The organism is Trichocoleus sp. FACHB-591 (genome assembly GCF_014695845.1).
Classification (GTDB): domain Bacteria; phylum Cyanobacteriota; class Cyanobacteriia; order FACHB-46; family FACHB-46; genus Trichocoleus.
Genome location: NZ_JACJPA010000072.1, coordinates 14,086 through 31,743 on the forward strand (window position 1 = coordinate 14,086; position 17,658 = coordinate 31,743).

General features: G+C 50.0%; 19 protein-coding genes and 1 tRNA gene. 8 read left to right on the forward strand and 12 right to left on the reverse strand.

Features of this window, described 5'->3' with window-relative positions; translation table 11 throughout:
* Positions 1-247 precede the first annotated feature (247 nt).
* The 3 genes from glmS to H6F90_RS12820 all read left to right on the forward strand — a co-directional run bounded on the left by glmS (position 248) and on the right by H6F90_RS12820 (position 4,447).
* On the forward strand, positions 248-2,158 hold the full coding sequence (gene glmS, locus H6F90_RS12810; protein WP_190552856.1) for a glutamine--fructose-6-phosphate transaminase (isomerizing): 1,911 nt from the start codon (positions 248-250) through the stop codon (positions 2,156-2,158).
* A 73-nt stretch (positions 2,159-2,231) separates the two neighbouring features.
* Positions 2,232-3,491 (forward strand): FtsX-like permease family protein, encoded by a 1,260-nt coding sequence (locus tag H6F90_RS12815; RefSeq protein WP_190552857.1) that lies wholly within the window; start codon positions 2,232-2,234, stop codon positions 3,489-3,491.
* Positions 3,492-3,673: 182 nt separating this feature from the next.
* Entirely contained in the window at positions 3,674-4,447 is a 774-nt protein-coding gene (locus H6F90_RS12820; protein ID WP_190552858.1) for an ABC transporter ATP-binding protein, read from the forward strand.
* 330 nt (positions 4,448-4,777) lie between these two features.
* Here H6F90_RS12820 and H6F90_RS12825 read toward each other — a convergent pair whose 3' ends face one another.
* The 6 genes from H6F90_RS12825 to H6F90_RS12850 all read right to left on the reverse strand — a co-directional run bounded on the left by H6F90_RS12825 (position 4,778) and on the right by H6F90_RS12850 (position 11,651).
* Positions 4,778-5,749 carry an NAD-dependent epimerase/dehydratase family protein gene (locus H6F90_RS12825; protein ID WP_190552859.1) on the reverse strand — a complete coding sequence of 324 codons (972 nt, stop codon included), beginning with the start codon at positions 5,747-5,749 and terminating at the stop codon, positions 4,778-4,780.
* Positions 5,746-6,897 carry a hypothetical protein gene (locus H6F90_RS12830; protein WP_190552860.1) on the reverse strand — a complete coding sequence of 384 codons (1,152 nt, stop codon included), beginning with the start codon at positions 6,895-6,897 and terminating at the stop codon, positions 5,746-5,748. The genes H6F90_RS12825 and H6F90_RS12830 overlap by 4 nt, the downstream gene beginning before the upstream one ends.
* A 73-nt stretch (positions 6,898-6,970) precedes the next feature.
* A complete protein-coding gene (locus H6F90_RS12835) occupies positions 6,971-8,251 on the reverse strand; it encodes an aminotransferase class I/II-fold pyridoxal phosphate-dependent enzyme (protein WP_190552861.1) in 1,281 nt (426 codons plus the stop codon).
* A gap of 229 nt (positions 8,252-8,480) precedes the next feature.
* On the reverse strand, positions 8,481-9,635 hold the full coding sequence (locus H6F90_RS12840) for an aromatic ring-hydroxylating dioxygenase subunit alpha (RefSeq protein WP_190552862.1): 1,155 nt from the start codon (positions 9,633-9,635) through the stop codon (positions 8,481-8,483).
* A gap of 253 nt (positions 9,636-9,888) precedes the next feature.
* Complete coding sequence (locus H6F90_RS12845) at positions 9,889-10,833, reverse strand: DUF1350 family protein (protein WP_190552863.1); 945 nt, start codon at positions 10,831-10,833, stop codon at positions 9,889-9,891.
* A gap of 188 nt (positions 10,834-11,021) precedes the next feature.
* On the reverse strand, positions 11,022-11,651 hold the full coding sequence (locus H6F90_RS12850; RefSeq protein ID WP_190552864.1) for a hypothetical protein: 630 nt from the start codon (positions 11,649-11,651) through the stop codon (positions 11,022-11,024).
* 194 nt (positions 11,652-11,845) lie between these two features.
* Here H6F90_RS12850 and H6F90_RS12855 point away from each other — a divergent pair, with 194 nt between their 5' ends.
* Positions 11,846-12,004: a Uma2 family endonuclease gene (locus H6F90_RS12855; protein ID WP_190552865.1), complete on the forward strand. Its 159-nt coding sequence runs from the start codon at positions 11,846-11,848 to the stop codon at positions 12,002-12,004.
* 100 nt (positions 12,005-12,104) lie between these two features.
* Here H6F90_RS12855 and H6F90_RS12860 read toward each other — a convergent pair whose 3' ends face one another.
* The 3 genes from H6F90_RS12860 to radC all read right to left on the reverse strand — a co-directional run bounded on the left by H6F90_RS12860 (position 12,105) and on the right by radC (position 13,342).
* Positions 12,105-12,416 (reverse strand): Uma2 family endonuclease, encoded by a 312-nt coding sequence (locus H6F90_RS12860; RefSeq protein ID WP_190552866.1) that lies wholly within the window; start codon positions 12,414-12,416, stop codon positions 12,105-12,107.
* Between the two features lie 68 nt (positions 12,417-12,484).
* Positions 12,485-12,556: transfer RNA gene (locus tag H6F90_RS12865), tRNA-Val, on the reverse strand.
* Between the two features lie 54 nt (positions 12,557-12,610).
* A complete protein-coding gene (radC, locus tag H6F90_RS12870) occupies positions 12,611-13,342 on the reverse strand; it encodes a DNA repair protein RadC (protein ID WP_190552867.1) in 732 nt (243 codons plus the stop codon).
* A 318-nt stretch (positions 13,343-13,660) separates the two neighbouring features.
* Between radC and H6F90_RS12875 the strand changes: the two genes are divergently transcribed.
* Together H6F90_RS12875 and H6F90_RS12880 are read left to right on the forward strand one after the other, a co-directional pair.
* Positions 13,661-14,191, forward strand: coding sequence for a nucleoside deaminase (locus H6F90_RS12875; protein ID WP_199295892.1), 531 nt, complete (start codon positions 13,661-13,663; stop codon positions 14,189-14,191).
* Between the two features lie 130 nt (positions 14,192-14,321).
* The gene (locus H6F90_RS12880) at positions 14,322-14,474 is read left to right on the forward strand and encodes a hypothetical protein (RefSeq protein WP_190552868.1); all 153 of its coding nucleotides are present in this window, start codon (positions 14,322-14,324) and stop codon (positions 14,472-14,474) included.
* A gap of 17 nt (positions 14,475-14,491) precedes the next feature.
* Here H6F90_RS12880 and H6F90_RS30655 read toward each other — a convergent pair whose 3' ends face one another.
* Both H6F90_RS30655 and H6F90_RS30660 read right to left on the reverse strand, forming a co-directional pair.
* A complete protein-coding gene (locus H6F90_RS30655; RefSeq protein WP_242024450.1) occupies positions 14,492-14,710 on the reverse strand; it encodes a hypothetical protein in 219 nt (72 codons plus the stop codon).
* Between the two features lie 81 nt (positions 14,711-14,791).
* Complete coding sequence (locus tag H6F90_RS30660) at positions 14,792-14,953, reverse strand: hypothetical protein (protein ID WP_370588008.1); 162 nt, start codon at positions 14,951-14,953, stop codon at positions 14,792-14,794.
* Between the two features lie 83 nt (positions 14,954-15,036).
* Between H6F90_RS30660 and H6F90_RS12890 the strand changes: the two genes are divergently transcribed.
* Entirely contained in the window at positions 15,037-15,921 is an 885-nt protein-coding gene (locus tag H6F90_RS12890; protein ID WP_190432449.1) for a M48 family metalloprotease, read from the forward strand.
* Between the two features lie 251 nt (positions 15,922-16,172).
* Here H6F90_RS12890 and H6F90_RS12895 read toward each other — a convergent pair whose 3' ends face one another.
* Positions 16,173-16,397 (reverse strand): hypothetical protein, encoded by a 225-nt coding sequence (locus H6F90_RS12895; RefSeq protein ID WP_190552869.1) that lies wholly within the window; start codon positions 16,395-16,397, stop codon positions 16,173-16,175.
* 207 nt (positions 16,398-16,604) lie between these two features.
* Between H6F90_RS12895 and rbsK the strand changes: the two genes are divergently transcribed.
* Positions 16,605-17,537, forward strand: a complete 933-nt coding sequence (rbsK, locus tag H6F90_RS12900) for a ribokinase (protein ID WP_190552870.1) — start codon at positions 16,605-16,607, stop codon at positions 17,535-17,537.
* Positions 17,538-17,658: the final 121 nt, after the last annotated feature.

Consider the following 17,658-nt stretch of genomic DNA (forward strand, 5'->3'; position numbering starts at 1 on the left):
TGTTCAGCCTCCCTATTTTTTTGGTAACTTTACGTGCCTAGACGAGCTATCTATCCCGTTTTCAGCCCAACCAAGGCGTAGATCACTTTTTGGTTTCAGTACTTGATGAAGCACTGTTGATCGTTAAAGACTGTTATATTCGCGTTTTATCTGTCTCAAGAGGCGATCGCGCGATCGCACTACAGCCAGAGCGCTGAAAGGCAGATGGCACCTAAACCGTAATCGCTTGGCAGGAGTTGTGGGTTAAATGTGCGGAATTGTTGGCTATATCGGTACCCAAGCAGCAAGTGACATTTTGTTGGCAGGGTTACAGAAACTGGAGTATCGCGGCTACGATTCTGCGGGGATCGCAACCGTTTTGGAAGGCGAGATCCACTGCGTCCGCGCCAAGGGCAAGCTACACAACCTTCAAGAAAAACTCGAAGGCATTGAGAACCCAGCCCAGCTTGGCATCGGTCATACCCGTTGGGCAACTCATGGCAAGCCAGAAGAGTACAACGCTCACCCCCACATGGATACAGCCCACCGCCTAGCGGTGGTGCAAAACGGCATTATTGAGAATTATCGGGAATTGCGAGAAGGCTTAATTGCCAGAGGCCACACCTTCCGCTCTGAAACTGATACAGAAGTAATCCCGCATCTGATCGCTGAACTGCTTGAGAAGCTCAAAGCTGAGCCTAGTTCGATGCCTGCGTTGGCCCAGCACTCGCCTTTACTAGAGGCTGTGCGCCAAGCGGTCAACCACTTAGAAGGAGCCTTTGCGATCGCGGTGATCAGTGCCGATTTCCCCGATGAACTGATTGTGGCGCGGCAACAAGCCCCCCTCTCCATCGGGTTCGGTCAAGGGGAATTCTTCTGCGCTTCCGACACCCCTGCTTTAGTTCCCCACACCCGCACCGTCTTAACCCTGGAAAATGGCGAACTGGCACGTTTAACGCCCTTGGGAGTTGAGGTGTATAGCTTTGGGGGCGATCGCTTGCGGAAAACCCCTCGCACTCTCAACTGGAACCCTGTCATGGTAGAAAAGCAGGGCTTCAAGCACTTCATGCTCAAGGAAATCTACGAGCAACCAGGAGTGGTGCGGGCTTGCCTGGAAGCCTACTTAGACACCAGTTGGAGTCCTGAATCTGCCACTTCACCCATTAAGCTCAATCTGTCCCCAGAACTCTATAGCGATTTGAAACAGGTGCAAATTGTCGCTTGTGGCACCAGTTGGCACGCCAGCTTAGTGGGTAAATATCTGATTGAGCAGTTGGCGGGCATCCCGACGATGGTGCAGTATGCCTCGGAGTTTCGCTATGCCCCTTCGCCTCTGACTCCCAATACCCTCACCATTGGCGTGACTCAGTCGGGCGAAACAGCGGATACATTAGCCGCCTTGGAGATGGAAAAGCAGCGACGGGCTGGGCAATCCCCTCGGTTTGAGGCACGCTTGCTCGGTATCACCAACCGTCCCGAAAGCTCTTTGGGCCACATGGTACCTCAAGTAATTGATACTCATGCGGGGATCGAAATTGGGGTGGCAGCCACAAAAACCTTTGTGGCGCAGTTGATGGCGTTCTACGCTCTGGCTTTAGATTTGGCATATCACCAACAAACGCTATCGCCCACTCGTCTAGAGCAAATCTTGTTAGGGCTACGGCAACTTCCGGCGCAAATCGAGCTAATTCTAGAGAGTCAAGAGCGCTATATCGAAGAACTGGCCCACGACTTTGCGGAAACCCAAGACTTTATTTTCTTAGGACGGGGGATCAACTTCCCGATCGCCCTAGAAGGAGCTTTAAAGCTCAAGGAAATCAGCTACATCCACGCTGAGGGTTATCCCGCTGGGGAAATGAAGCACGGGCCGATCGCACTACTAGATGCCAAAGTGCCTGTCGTCGCGATCGCCACACCAGGTTTGGTTTACGAAAAAGTGCTCTCCAATGCTCAAGAAGCGAAAGCCAGAGATGCCCGCCTCATCGGTGTGACTCCCTTAGAGGCCAGCGAATCTGCCGAAATTTTCGATGACTTGCTGCCTGTGCCAGTTGTGGAAGAGTTACTCTCGCCGATTTTGGCTGTAATTCCGCTACAGTTGCTGGCCTATCACATTGCGGCCCGTCGCGGCTTAGACGTAGACCAACCTAGAAACCTCGCCAAATCTGTGACGGTCGAGTAAGTGGTTGCTTGAGCAGAAGTTTGCCCTGCCATCTTTTAGGCTGATAATAAGGCACTCAACTGTTACTTCCTTCATGGCTTCCATCGCCCGCAAAAACTTGTTTGAGGATATTCCTCGATTCCTGGTGGCTCAGGCTGGCATCATGTTCGCAGTCAGCCTTGTCACCATTCAGACTGGGATTCTCAGAGGGTTTACTCGTTCTACCACCCTCTTAATTGACCAATCTCAGGCTGATGTTTGGGTTGCTTCCAAGGACATGGTGCAGATTGAGCTGACACTACCCCTGGCAGTGGATCAGCTTAGGGTCGCGCAACAAGTACCAGGCGTAGGGCGAGCGGAAGCCTTGATCTTTAGGCCAGGCATTTGGCGTAACTCTCAAGACGAGATTGCGCCAGTCCGAGTCGTCGGCTTTGATCCTCAAGGACAGTTATTTTCTCCCCAAAACATCACCCAAGGCAGCCTCAGTGCCCTCAAGCAGCCTTTTTCGGTGATGGTGGATGAAACCAATGCAGATTCTCTAAATCTCAAAACCCTTAATGCTCAAGGCGCGATCGGCTCGCTTCCGGCTCGACTTGTTGGCCTCACCCGCGGCACTCAGTCAATGGTGTCTAGTAGCTTCCTATTTACCTCTTTAGAAAATGCCAATGCCTATATAAACTCCCCCATCCGTTCTAACCTGCAATGCCGATCGCAGACTGGCTCCGAGGAGGTGCAATGTACCAACACCTATGAAACAGCGCCTGCTGGCTCCGGCTCGCTCAATCCTGCGCCTGCGGCCCCCCGTCGCCTGAACTTGGGTGACCCCATCACTTATATTTTGATTCGGGCTCAACCCAACCAAGATCTAGCAATTCTCAAAAAACGGTTAGAAGGGACTCTGCCCAATACCCATGCCTATACCCGAGCCGAAATGATTGCCAAAACCCGTAATTATTGGCAAAAACGTACGGGCATTGGCTTTGTTCTCGGTCTAGGAGCTGCCGTTGGCATCATTGTCGGAATCGTGATTGTGGGCCAAATTCTGTACTCCTCTGTCTCGGATCACCTACGAGAGTTCGGAACTCTCAAAGCGATGGGCGCGTCAGATTGGGTAATCTACAGCGTGATTGTCGAGCAAGCCTTATGGATGGCCGTTTTGGGTTACCTGCCTAGCCTAGCCCTGTGTCTTGGAGTCGGCACATGGACATCGGCAACTCAGGGGATTCTGATTTTAATTACACCCGCAACAGCCTTCGGAGTTTTCGGCATCACGGTGGTGATGTGTGTCAGCTCTGCCTTGTTCGCGATTCAGAAGGTGACTCGAGTTGACCCCGCCATCGTGTTTAAGGCATAACCTTAAACTTCCCGAGGGGAATACGGAGAACTTAGAGAACCTGGATACACTAGATAGTATGGCTCTACAGCGATGAAATCTGGATTCGGCGTTTAAGCACCTGAATCTACCAGTGCATCGTTGTCCAAAGTTCGCACTCCACTCCTTTCCATTTAACCAATGTTGATTAGAAACCTAAGCGGATGACTGCTTCTCAAATTCGTTTCGCTGAATATGCCCAGCTTCAGAGTCAGGTTGCTTCTACCGCAATAGGCTCTACCCAAATTAAAACCAATGCCATTGCTGCCCGTGGGGTGGAAATGGTATTCCAATCCGGTGCTGAACGCTTCTACGCCCTGAAAGATATTGATCTCGATATCCAGAGAGGGGACATTTATTTGCTGATGGGTCCTTCTGGATCTGGAAAAACTACGCTGCTCTCTATCCTAGCGGGGATCTTAACACCTAGCCGCGGCAGTGTTCATTTGTTAGGGCAAGAAATTACAAGAATGTCTCGCACCCAACTATCCCAGTTCCGATTGGAAAATATTGGTTTTATTTTTCAAGGATTTAATCTGTTTCCTGCCCTGACTGCTCTTGAAAATGTGGAATTAGCACTTAAGGTCAAAGGTCTTCGAGGACGCAATAACCGTCGCCAGCAGGCTCAAAACTTGCTAGAACAGGTGGGGCTGCAAGATAAAGTAAAGCTATTGCCCCGTGAGCTATCGGGTGGCCAACAACAACGAGTGGCGATCGCACGCGCTTTATCAGGCGACCCACCCCTGATTATGGCGGATGAACCCACTGCGGCTCTAGACTCTCGTAGTGGTCATGCAGTGATTGAGTTGCTACGAAACCTTGCCAAAGAGGGGGGTCGTACCGTGCTGATGGTGACTCATGACCCACGCATTATGGATGTGGCCGACCGAGTGGTGAACTTGGAAGATGGCATGCTCGATCAGCGATATGCTGCCTAGCCCTTCGTTGTAGTTCAATCTATTTAAAACTAGATAGGGGCACAGAATGCTGCGCCCCTACCCGTGATTTATTCCATAAACTTTGTCGAGAACCTGGTACCTGTTGCCGCTCCAGTTAAGGAGATAGCAGGTTGGCCTCGTCATATTTTCTGTCAGCCTCTTTATTAAGTGAGGCTTGGTGTATTAAATGCCAATTGGCTGCTTTGCTATGTCTGTATTCTCCCTGGTAGGCAGGGCGATCGCATAGCGGCAATCTACCCAGTTACCCCTGGGGATCATCCCCAATAGGGTTTTACAGAAACTAGCGGTAGTTTCAAGGTGGAAGTCGTGCTAAAGCGTCTTCTGGACTGCTTGAGCGATTTCGGTCAAGGTGTCAGCAACGGAGCGGGGTTGCCAATTCAATTCGCGTCGGGCTTTAGCGGCATCAACCCGCACACAGCGATCGTAGACGTAGTGAACTCGCTCTCGACTTAGGGGTGGTTGCCAGGAGAACAAGCGCCCAATCGGGTCTAATATATTCCCTACCAGTCTTACGAGGGCTTTAGGAGCCTCGGCGGGAGCAGCAATGCCAGCTTGCTGACCCACAATTTGGAACATCTCTCGTGTGGTCAAATCCCCAGCGGAAATAATGTAGTGCTCTCCGGTTGGCGCTTTCTCGGCGGCTAAGAGCATCGCCATCGCCAGATCATCAACGTGGACTACACCCGTAACGCGATCGCCCCCTGCCCAGAGCTTCAGCCCACCTTTGAGAAACTGCCGCAACACTGGGATAAAGTGCGGATCATCCGCGCCAAAAATCCCAGAGGGCATCACACTCACGACGGGTAGCCCTTGCTGCGCCATCTGGTCCACGAATACTTGCGCGTCATATTTAGTGCGATCGTAAGCAGAGGAAAAGTTTTTCTGAGTGCGCTGAAAGGTTTCATCTACTACATGCCCTTGCGTATCGCCAAATACGCCGATGGTGCTGCAATAGACGATTTTGCCCACGCCCATTTCTTTCGCCACTTCCATGACGGCACGAGTCCCCGTCACATTCACGCGCTCCATTTCAGCCGCATTGACTAAACCTAACTCTACATAGGCAGCGGTGTGGAATACTGTGTCTACCCCTTGCATGGCGGTACGTAAGGCTTCGCGATCGCTGAGGTCACCATAAACCAGTTGCACTTGAGTGTCAGCTAGGCGCGACAAATTGCTCGACTTACGGACCAGCCCGACTACCTGGTCACTCCGCTGTTCCAATAGACGAACCAGGTGAGATCCGGTAAAGCCGTTTGCTCCGGTGACTAACGCCTTCATAATGCTTTTTCGTAGATGCGGTACGTCTTATAGATCTTGCCACCCGACGCTTCAATCAACTTGCGCGACGGGAAGTTATCTTCGTAAACCCAAGAGAGTTCAGCTCGCTGATAGGGTTTTCCTTTTTGGATGCCACCGCTCATGCCCAAATAAATTAAGGCGAGAGGCACCATTTTGCGACGGTATTCAGGCAAAGAACAGATAGCAATGACTCGGCCTTGGTTGATTTGCCGTCGATACCAAAGAAACTTAAGAATCCCTAGCCAATTGAGCTTGCCGCCCACCTGTTTGAGGGGAATATTGTAGTCGGGCAAGCCCATAAAGAACCCAATCATTTCGCCGTTATATTCCGCGATCGGGAATACGTCTGGATCAACTAAGCTTTGCAGCTCTTTGGCTTCTTCCAGAAATTCTTCTTGGGTGCGGGGTGTAGAACTCCAGTTGCCTGCAAAGGCGGTGGTAAATAAACGGTAGAGGCTGAGGCAATCTTGCTCAAAACCTTCCCCTTTCGTTCGCAACGGTCGGAAGGTTACGCCGGATTTACAAGCAATACGATACGCTTTCTCGAACTCGGTCGGTAAAGGCTTGTCCAAAGGAAAGTTGTAAGCGTAGGCATCTTTAGCCTTCTGCCAACCCAACCGCTCGGCAAATTCAGGATAGTGAGCAGGGTTGTAAGGCATCATCACCATTGGTGGTGAGTCAAAGCCATCGACTAACCACAAACAACTGTTGTGAGTCGAGAGGTCGATGGGGCCACGCACAGCCGTCATGCCTTGCTGACGCAGCCATTCGCAGACGGCATCTAGCAGCGCTTGGGCGATCGCAAAATCAGCAATGCACTCAAAAAAACCAAACAGGCCAATCTGCTGCCCTTCCCGCTCGATCAGGCGCTGATTTACCGCTGCTACCACGCGACCCACCGCCTCTGGTCCTTTGGCTCCCTGAGTGACTGCGATAAACGGTTGCAGTTTACCGTATTGCAGGAAGGGATTGCTGGGTGAGAATTGCTTGGCAGTACTGCTGCGTAAAGGCGGTACCCAGTTCGGATCATTGGCATAAACTCGCGTTGGCACATCCAGAAACAGGTCTTGCTCTGCTGGAGTTGTGACCGCCCGAATCTGATACGTCGAAGCCTGAGTAGCCACCATTTTTTAACTTTTGAAACTAAAGATTTTATGGCAAGGGCAGAGTATTTTTCTACCCTCGCAGCATTTTATCGAACTAAGCACTAATGGTGGGTTTATACAGCACATTTCGAGTTGCCACTAAACCTGCCACCAATCGATCCATTTCCTCTTTGGTATGGAGGGCGTTGACAGTCACCCGCAAACGGGGCTTGGCAATAAACCAGATCGGCGAAACCCAAATGCCGTAGTTTTCGAGCAGCAACCGACCAAACAGCTTAGGATTGATTTCGGACGGCAAAATAATGGGAACGACGTTGGTTTCGCCGATCGGCAGGAAGTCGTGCTCGGCCAAGCGCGATCGCAAGTAAGCTGTATTCTCCTGTAATTGACGTACCCGTTCTGGCTCCCGTCGCACTATTTTGATGCTCTCTAGCGCAGCAGCGGTGAGGGGTGCAGGTAGAGAAATAGTGCCGATTGAGGTGGGGGAGACATTCAGCAACGGCTTCAGCTCAGCTACATGGCTGCTAATCGCCGCACCAGCCGACGCTGCAAACTTCGAGAAGGTGGTCATGATCAGCGGCACAACACCACGCTCGATCGCTTGCTGAGGAGTCAGGTTGAAGTGCTCGTAAATTCCTCTTCCAGTTGCTCCGATCGCACCACTGGCATGGGCTTCATCCATCATCAAGACGCTGCCTTCGTAATTCTGCATCACGTCGAGCATGTCGGGTAGGGGAGCAATGTCGCCATCCATTGAGAACACTGCATCCGAAACCACCATGATGCGGTCATCGGGTCTGGCATAGCGGCGCAGTTTGGTGGCCAAGTCGTTGACATCGCAGTGGCGGTAAGCACGAACCCGCACCCGGGGGCTATGACCAAAGAGCTTACCGGAGCGAGTTCCCGCATTGGCGATCGCAGAAACGATGCAACCGTGGTTCAGTACATCGGTGAGAATAAGCGTTTCCCGCGTATGCTGAAAACCAGGTACCGGAATTGCTAAATGGCAAAACGCATCCATTAAGGCTTGCATCGCCATCCAAGCATTCAGAAAGAGTTGGGTATGAGGAAGATGTTTGAAGGCCGAAATTTCATCTTCGAGCTGACGATGCAAATCAATCCGACCACTCAAGACGGAGCAGGAACTATTGGAAGTGCCGTACTGCACAATGCTATCGATCGCCGCTTGTCTAACTGACTCAGATTGAACCAGTCCCAAGACGTCATTGGTACAGAAGGTTAAAGCTGTGCAGCGAACGCCTGTTTTAGCATCTTCCAGTTCAACTAAATTTCCTTGTTTGGCGTGGCAGATGTATTCATCTGGCTCAAGTTCGCTGTCATACCAGCGCTGGACGTATTCTTTAATAACTTGCACAGTAAACTCCCCTCACCTTATTCCCAGATAGTCTATCGTCTCTGGCATAACAGTGTATTTTCCTAGCAAAATGCCCATCATCCAGGTCTAATACAACACCAAACACCAGCAATCCAGAGGGTCTGGATTACTTTATACAACCAAATTGTTTGTGAACCAAAGTACTGGGTAGAGGCTGAAGTACGGTTCCGGATTACATCTGTTTGAGGAACGGCTGGTATAGTTGCCTTCATCCGACTGGGCTTTCTGTGGTTAGCTCGGCTGGGCTAGAAGCCATAGCCTTAGAGAAAGAAACAAAGTTATCTGAGTTCCCGCTTTGGGGATCTTCTGATTGACTAGATTTTTGCACAAATTGTTCGTACTGCCGGACAATTAATCGCTGCACTGCAATGATGGCTGGGTTTACTTCCACATACCGACGCTGCGGGTTGTCCAGGTAGCGACGCTGCTCACTTTCCATCATCTCAATATCTTGATTGAGAAATTTCATGAACACGTGCTGCTCCAGCAAGGGTTGTAGCACAGGCTCTAGCGATCGCAAAAACCACTTGGGCAACTTCACCCGCAGAAAGAACAAGGCAAAGGAAGCGCTCTCGGTAGGGCCCATCGGCAATCGCATGAGGTAGAGGCTAGAAACGCCCTCCAGCGAGCTTTGATAGTGCGGATAACGATATTCTACTGAAACGGTTTTGGTCGTCACCTGCTCAGCTTCCTCGGCTAAGCCCAAAAATTTCGCCAGCTTGCCTTTGTAAGACACCCGATAGTCCGCACAGACGCTATTCTCAGTTTCTCGCAAGCTGGTCAAGATGGGATCGAACCAACCCTGCAAATTTTCATGTAAAAACCCATGAAATACATCCATTGAGTTTTCGTTGCAGATAGAGAAATGAGACTTAAAATGTCCTGTCACGGGCACCATAAAAAAGTCGGGGTGATCAAACTCTCGAATCTCCGGCGGAGAACAAATAGCTGCCAGAGCTGGATCACCGGGAAAAATCCAAATGATATTGTACTTCTCTTGAATGGGGTAGCTGCGGGCTTGAGCACAGGGTAATTTTTGTTCAGGGGGGAAATAAGGAATTTTGACGCAGTCCCCTTGGCCATCAAACTCCCAGCCGTGATAGCGACAAGCCAAATTACTGCCATGCACTTTACCTTTGTGCAGCGCTACACCTTTATGGGGGCAGGCATCTTCTAGGGCATGGAGCTGGCCTGTGGCATCTCGATAAACCGCGATCGCCTGCTGCCAAATCTTGACGGGCATCGCCTCATTCGGCTTCAGCTTATTAGCCCAGCCGACCGCATACCAATAGTCAGGGTTGATGCCAACTTCTCGCACTGCATTCCGCACTGTCTGCCCTTTTAAGGCTGTCGTCAATTCCATTCACTGTGCCCCTCTGCCTGTACTGCCTACCCTCGGAACTTGTTGAGCTTTTGCACCCTTAGTTCATCAATCTTTCGTCCATCCCTAGGTGAGTGACTGAATCTAAAGTGGCTTGCTAACGTTCCCCGATGGATTACGCCTATTTAGAGTTATAGCCGCAAAGATCGAATTATTTGTATCTTAGATTCTGCGGCTCAATAGCGCGATCCCAAGCTTCTGTGGCTTGTATGAGTAGGCTTGCTGGCATCCGTCTTTAAGGCAGGTTCTGCTCTCGTCGCCGCAACTCGCTGAGAAACTCGATCGCCACTCTCTCTAACCAACGTTGAGCGATCGGTTCGATAAATTTGTCTAAGGGATTCAAATCAACCACATACGGCCCTACTTGCACCCCTACCGGCTCTAAATGTTTGCCAGGTAACTCCTTGCACAGTAACGGCAGCGGGCGCTTCTGGAGCTGTCGAAAGAACCACAAGACATCGCTGTTTTTCTGGATTTCTTCGCTTCTGTCTTTATCTCCTAAATTTCCTGCAACCGTATCGTTTTGGAAAGAAATCAGAGCCGTCAGGTTAAACAGGCTGCTAGACGCAACGCAGCATTGAGTTTGTTCGCGAGTAGGCAGTACCCCCAACTTGAGCTTGTCTAGCCAACGAGCCACAGCCCGGATGGGAATGGCGCTTTCGGTATCGCTGATGTCAGGGGCTAGTAGCAAGGAAGGCTGACCTTTAATCGAAATCTTCTCTGGTGGCACAATCTCGGCGATCGCGCGCTCAATTCGGGCTGCTTCTTTGGCGTTGACACACTGCTGCACCACTTCTTGCCAGCGATCGCCGCTCAGAAACTCCAACAGTGCCACATACTTGCAACCCAAGCTATGTCCTACCCAGGAATATTTAGAATTTTCCTGATAAATCTTGTGTTGATAGCCGTAGCGCTGAGCTAATGTTGTCAATTCGGTGCGTAAGGTGTTTTGTTCAGCAAATAAACTAGCGGCGATCGACCAATGCCGAAAACTAAACCGAAAAGGCAAAGCCACAATCGTATAGCCTTCCTCAAATAATTTTCTTAAGAAGTAGCGATAGAAAATAGTTGGAAAGGTACCAAAGAAAGCGCCTCCAATAAACTGAACCACACCTTTTGGCTTTGGATGGAGAGCTACCCAGCTAAAGGAAACAGGTTGAAACTTAAACTCAGCTTGCATCCAAACAACCTCTCATTTCAGAAGAAATCAAAACTCAAGCATGAAAATTTAGCCCCTTAATTAAGAGGCTTTTTAAGTAGAAGGCTACTGACTAGAAAGATGATAAAATCGGTTAGTCAGTAGCCAAATTCAAGCGTTACTCTGCTATTGACGAAATTCAGGAACTCTCAGCCGCGATCGCTCTATTTCTAGGATTCTTTGGGCTTGTCTTTAGCATCTGCATACTCAATTGAGTTGAGAGCTTTGCCACTCGCGAGAGGCAGCGCATAAGCAATTTGATCAAAGTCCAAAGGCTTGCCAGGTTCAAGCGCATTGGGCAGGAAGGTGCCGCGAATTTCTGGGCTGAGTAACACTTTTACAGGTGCTTTGTTTTTAGAAGGTGTGACATTGACCAGAGCGGCATAACCCCGGATTTCGAGTTGCGGATCAGGATCGCCTAGGATGCCGTTAGCCAAGTCTGGCAGGAGCTGTACAGAAGCGGTTTGTCCCGCAGGTAACTTAAACTCACCAATATACTTGGCTACTTTCTTGTTGCCTGTATCAACTCGCTTAATATCCAGTTTTTCGTTTCGATCAAAAGCAATGTCATAAACCAACATGGTATTCGCTTCTAGCAGTCTAGGCTTAGGATTAGGATTCTCTTTGTCAGGTAGACTAACGTAGAATTCAATCTGAAGCTTGAGGTCTTGGGGTTCCAAGTTGGTTACTGTTAGGAAATAGCCCTGAACTACCCGGCGAGCAACTTCATCGGTGATGGGATTAGAAGGCTTGCGGGGGGCGATCGCTTTGACTAATAGTTCAAAAGTCGATACTTCCATGATTATTTCTCCTGATGTAGGCTTGATTTTTGTTTGGTCGCTTACATCAGTAACCTACAAACAGGAATTAAGTTTTTCCGCCCAAGTATTTAGAAATGTGCAAAGAATTTCTATCAGCTTCACCTATGGAATATTCAGGCATTAATTATTTGTTCAACCTAGTCGAGTAATTAGACTGAATAACACCCAAATGAGTGATTTCTATTTTTCAGGAATCTCTAATGGCAGGCGATCGCAAAGCCAAAGTTTGTAACCAAGACAACATTCCTGAGTATTGGGTGGTTGATGGTAAGCAGCAATTAATTGTTTTCCGTGAGGCTCAAGAAGGCACTTATCAAGTTGAGCAGGTTTAGGAGTTAGCGATGTACTCAGCCCTGTTGCTTTCCCAGATGTGGTGATTGAGTTGTTAAATTTATTGGGTTGATGCGCGATCGCCCTCTCAAACTGCAATCATTACGCTGCCAAAACCTGAGCAACCGTTAGCTTCAAAGCGGGAAACGTTGGAGACTGAATGATAGATTCATCGGTAAAGCCTGCCTCATCATAACGACCTTCATTCAACTGGCAGATCGTTACCTTTGCCTCTAACGGATCAACAATCCAATATTCAGGAATTTCTAAAACACTATACTCGCTGTACTTAGCCCGATAATCTGCCAACTTGTTAGAGCTTAACTCCCCTTCGACGAGGCCATAACGGGTTCCTGTACCATCGTCATAAACGAGATAGTCTGCAAAGCTAAACTTTTGGGTAGTCGTGGTCATGGCAGTTAACCTACGGTTCCCTTACCTTTTCTGAATGACTGACTACACAGTGAGTTCAGAGAGACTGATGGGCGATACTGGATTCGAACCAGTGACCCCTTCCGTGTGAAGGAAGTGCGCTACCACTGTGCTAATCGCCCGCGGACTCCTAATTTAGCACAGGCAGGGGGTAGGAACAATAAGAGCCGTAAGAATTAAATGCCTTGTGGGTATTCGTCCCAAAGGGCTGTGGTCTGTCGAAGGCTGCGGTGGTCGCCATTGCCAATGATTAAGTGATCTAGCAAAGGAATCGCTAAGAACTGTGCTCCCATCAGCAGTTGGCGAGTCAAAGTAATATCTTCTGAGCTGGGTTCGGTGCTGCCTGAAGGATGGTTATGAGCCACAATTACGCGAGTTGCACCTTGGCGAATCACTTCGCGAAAAATATCCCTAGGGTGGGCTAAAGTTTCGGTGGCAGTGCCTATGGTGATTACCTGTGTCCCCAGTAAGCGATGCTTCACATCAAGGAGCAACACTGCAAAGCGTTCTTGGTGCTGCCACATCAATTCGTGGCTGAGGGCAGCGGCAGCAGATTCAGGGCTGTCGATCACGGTGCGTTCCACAGGGCGAGATTGAAAGGCTCGCTTGCCTAACTCGATCGCGGCCAAAATTGTGGTTGCCTTGGCTGGACCAATGCCAGAAATTTTAGTCAGATCCAGCGCATTCACATCGCGCAGCACTTCCAGAGGGTCACGCTGATGCTGGCTGAGTTCTTGCAAAATGTATTGTCCTAAGCCGATCGCTGATAATTTTCCTGGCCCCTGCCCTGTCCCTAGCAAAATAGCTAACAATTCCGCTGTAGACAAACCCTTAGCCCCTTGGAGCAGGAGTCGCTCGCGCGGGCGTTCATTCGTGGGTAAATCGGCAACCCTAAGGCAGTAGGTCATAGAAACGTTTGCACCCTCAACCATTATCTTCCCAGTTATCCCGATTCAGGCAGCTCAACTTACATAGGCGGGTGACCGAGGAGAGGTCAAAAATACGCTAAGTGTTAGCTAGTGGCTACTCAGCCCTTGGTGCCTAATTAGCCTGTCTATCAATCTTGAGACTGAAACCACTCTGGTTAGGAACTTCCGCCTAGAGACCGAAGTGCTTTCATTGCAACTAGGTTTGAGTAAAAGAAGCGCGATCGCTACTTCATCACTATTTAGCTATCTAGCGCCGTTTTTATTTCTACTTGATTAAACCGACTCAGGAGCCTGTCAGTGACCACTCAATATTCGATGCCGCCAGAGGAGTTAAAGTCAGCCAATCTGCACGCTCCCACAGATCTAGATGAGCAGATGATCGATAAGGTCTTGGAAGAAGCCAACCGAGCGATCGATCAAGGCAAGGCAGGGGTAGGAGCCTTGATTTTATGGCGGGGTGAGATTCTGGCCTTAGGACACAACACATTTGAAGAGACCGGCGACATGACCGCTCATGGTGAGATGACGGTGCTACGCCAAGCTGCTAGACGCTTAAGCCAAATGAGCGCAGAAGAAAAAGCAGACCTGAGCATCTACGTCACCTTAGAGCCTTGTTTGATGTGCTTGTCAGCTATTTCGTTTGTGGGTATTAAGCGCGTGGTTTATTCTGCCTTAGCGGAGGATGCCAATGAGGAACAGTGGGTAGCACATGGCATCAGCATTGATAAGCTCAACTCTTCGCTGGTCAGGGGTCCCTTAGAGTTGGTGGCTGGAGTCAAGCGGGAAGCTGGCAAAGCTATATTGGCTCGAATGCACAAACGTTCTTAGACTATGTGGCTTCTACCTAAGACATAGCAACATAGACATAAAAAGAGTTTTATAACTTCCGCAATCTGACTCAGGCAACATCTGGTAAATTTGGGCATGCTAGGACAAGAAGCGATCGGGAGCTTTTAGCATGTCTATCGTGCCCAATAGTATTAGCCGCAAGGACCTACTACAGCTGTGGGTTGAGACGCTTTCTGGTTTAACTCCAGAGCAGAAAACGATTGTATTGGATGCTTTTAACCAACTCCATCGAGTTGCAGCCTTTGATAGCCAGCTCAATTGATGGAAGTATGTGATGGCTTAATACCCCTGAGCTGCAACCAGCGTGTGATAGGCAATTAACAGTTGAGTTAGCGCTAAGGGGTTACTTTGTAACATTTCTCTTGTTGTCCCTGCAATCTTGCCCAACTCAGGGTTAACGCCTCGATTGCAGACATGCCAAAAATGAGGCATTTCGTGACACAGAATTTTTTCTAAATCATAGACCTGTGCTTGCGTGGCCTGCGACTTGAAGCACATCGACAGGTTTTCCCATATCGCGATCGAGTTCTAGACTGAGCGAAGGGGTGGGCTCAGGACTGGCATCAGGATTCCGTTGATTCAAAATCTGGTTTGGTCTTCTGTATAGCCGCGCTTGTAGGTGTCGCGGTTAATCTTCCACTGCGATCGCAATGCCTCTGGTGGTGCTAGATAAACTTTGGCATTGAAGTAATCGCGTAGTGGCGCAGTACCGTACTGCCGGAAGAGGCGCGTTTCTCCCACTTGATAGAGACTGAAGGGGACGAAAATTTGACACCTTAAAAACAACTCTCAAGTAATTTTTTCAAAACGATTGGTAGAAAACTATGGTTGGGGCGAATCAAATTAAGACAGCAGCTCTACTGGGGTTGCTGAGCGGACTGATTGTTTTAGGCGCTTATTATCTGGTCGGTGATGAGCAAGGACTTTATTTAGGCTTGGGCATTGCCGCCTTTACCAGTTTTAGCTCTTGGTACTACTCCGATAAAGCTGCTCTGGCTGCCTATCAAGCACAGCCCTTAGCCCGTGAGGAAGCTCCAGAACTGTTCGACATGGTGGCTTCGTTAAGCGATCGCGCCGAGATCCCCATGCCGAAGTTGTTTCTGGTGCCAACTCAATCACCCAACGCTTTTGCGACAGGCCGTGATCCAGAGCATTCGGCGATCGCGGTGACCCAGGGCATTATTGACTTGCTCTCACGCGAAGAACTCGAAGGCGTCATTGCCCACGAACTGACTCACGTGCGTAACCGGGACACCCTGACTCAGGCCGTAGCAGGGACTCTGGCTGGAGCTATTACCTTTCTGGGTCGCATTCTCACGTTTGGTGCTTTGTACGGCCCTGTGACTCGTGACACTCGCCGGGGTGGTAACCCATTTGCCATTTTGTTCTTGATTATTTTGGCTCCATTGGCCGCAGGTCTAATTCAGTTCGCTATTTCTCGAACCAGAGAATTTGCTGCCGACCAAGGTTCAGCGGAAATTACTGGGAACCCGACCGCTTTAGCTAGCGCCTTAGAAAAGCTAGAAAAGATCGGTCTACAAATTCCTATGAACGGCAATCCTGCCCTGTCTCCGCTACTTATTATCAATCCCCTTTCAGCTCAAGGGTTACAGTCGCTTTTCCGCACTCACCCTCCAACCGAGGAGCGCATCAAGCGCCTGCTAGAACTGGCCCAACAAAAACAGCAAGCTGCTCCAGCCCTGGTTTAGTTCTTTATGCTGCGATAGCTTGACCTGCAATCTGGCAATCTCCTAAAAAAGTTCCCAAGCCATAATTAAAGCCACCGTCTTCAGGCAAGCGGTGGCATTGTTTTTTGGTCTTTTGGCACTTTTCCAACTTGATTGAGTGGTTGATTCTATCTCTAGATAGATAGCTGCCTGATGCTGACAAAGATAAATTTTTTATTAAATTCAAAGAAAGACAATTAGAAAAGTGCCTGCTAACTAGAGCGATCGCCTAGTTAAACTCTGGATGAGTCAGTGGAGTGGGAGGAGTCGCTAGGATTGACCTCTGGGGGAAAGATGAATAGCTCTTTGCCCGATGATGAGGCTCTATGATGCAGTGCGATCGCCTCTGCCAAACGACAAAACATGATTGGAATCCATCTGCCGCTATAAAAGTAGACAACAACTTGACTGGCTGTGTACTCTTCCAACGGGAGCGGACTTCGCCAAGGGGAAATCACACTAAAAACCACCTCCAAAGCGATAACGTTTTCATCTTGGACTAAAGAAATAATTTTTGTCGCCTATCCCAGGGACTACGTTGCTGGCTCCTAGAATTCAATTAGCAGTGGTTTATTGGGCATAACTACGGCAGACCACAGCCGCAGTAGGCAGCGTTCATAGAGTCATGACAATCGGGTTGATGGTTTAGGCACGAGGGAGCAACCATGACACAAACAACGACTTGGGACATTGTGGTTGTGGGGAGCGCCAACAGTGACTACTTGATTCGAGGCCCTAAACTCCCCTTACCTGGCGAAACAATTCAAGGCGAAACTTTTCTAGCTGCACCCGGCGGCAAGGGAGCCAATCAAGCTGTAGCGGTGGCACGTTTAGGCGCTCGTGTTGCTTTCGTGGCCCGCATTGGCAAAGATGAGCAGGGCCAGGCGTTGATGGCTAATCTACAAGCTCAGGGCGTTGACACAAGCTATGTGGTGCAAGATGAGCAAGCTGCTACTGGAGTAGCGCTGATTATGGTGGGGCAGGGCGGCGAAAAGCAGATTTTGACCGCGCCTGGAGCGAATCATCAGTTAGCAGTTGCGGATGTCGAGGCAGCCCAAGCCGCGATCGCCTCGACTAAGGTTGTCCTGGCCCAGCTAGAAGCTCCTTTAGAGGTGGTGCAGGCAGCGTTTCGCTTAGGTCGGGAAGCAGGGGCACGGACAGTGCTTGATCCCGCTCCTGCGGTACCACTAGCCAACGAGCTGCTGCAAGCAGTTGATTTGATTCGCCCCAATTCCTCAGAGGCAGAAGTGATTACTGGCGTTAAAGTCACCGATCCAGACTCGGCACGTCAAGCGGCTGGTATCTTACTGCAACGAGGTGTGGGAGCCGTGGCAGTGCAAGCGGGCGATGCGGGGAATTTGCTGATTTGGCCCGAGGGAGAATGTTGGTTGCCCAAAGTGCCTGTGCAGAGCATTGATGCCACGGGAGCAGGCGATGCTTTTGCAGCAGCGATCGCGGTTGCCCTAGCCGAGAATCAACCTTGGTCCGAGGCAGGGCTCTTTGCCAATGCCGCCGCAGCGATCGCCACGACAGGGTTTGGGGCGCAAACGGCTTTGCCGACTAGAAGCGCCATCATGAGCCTGCTGGCAACCACCTAGACCGAATCTCCTTCTGGGGATAGGTGAGCCGAAACGAAAACCTCAACAAATTTGAAGTTAGCCGCATTCCGCTCCCAGGCTGGGAGCCGCCTTACAGCAGGGGCAGGGATTGGCGCGTAAT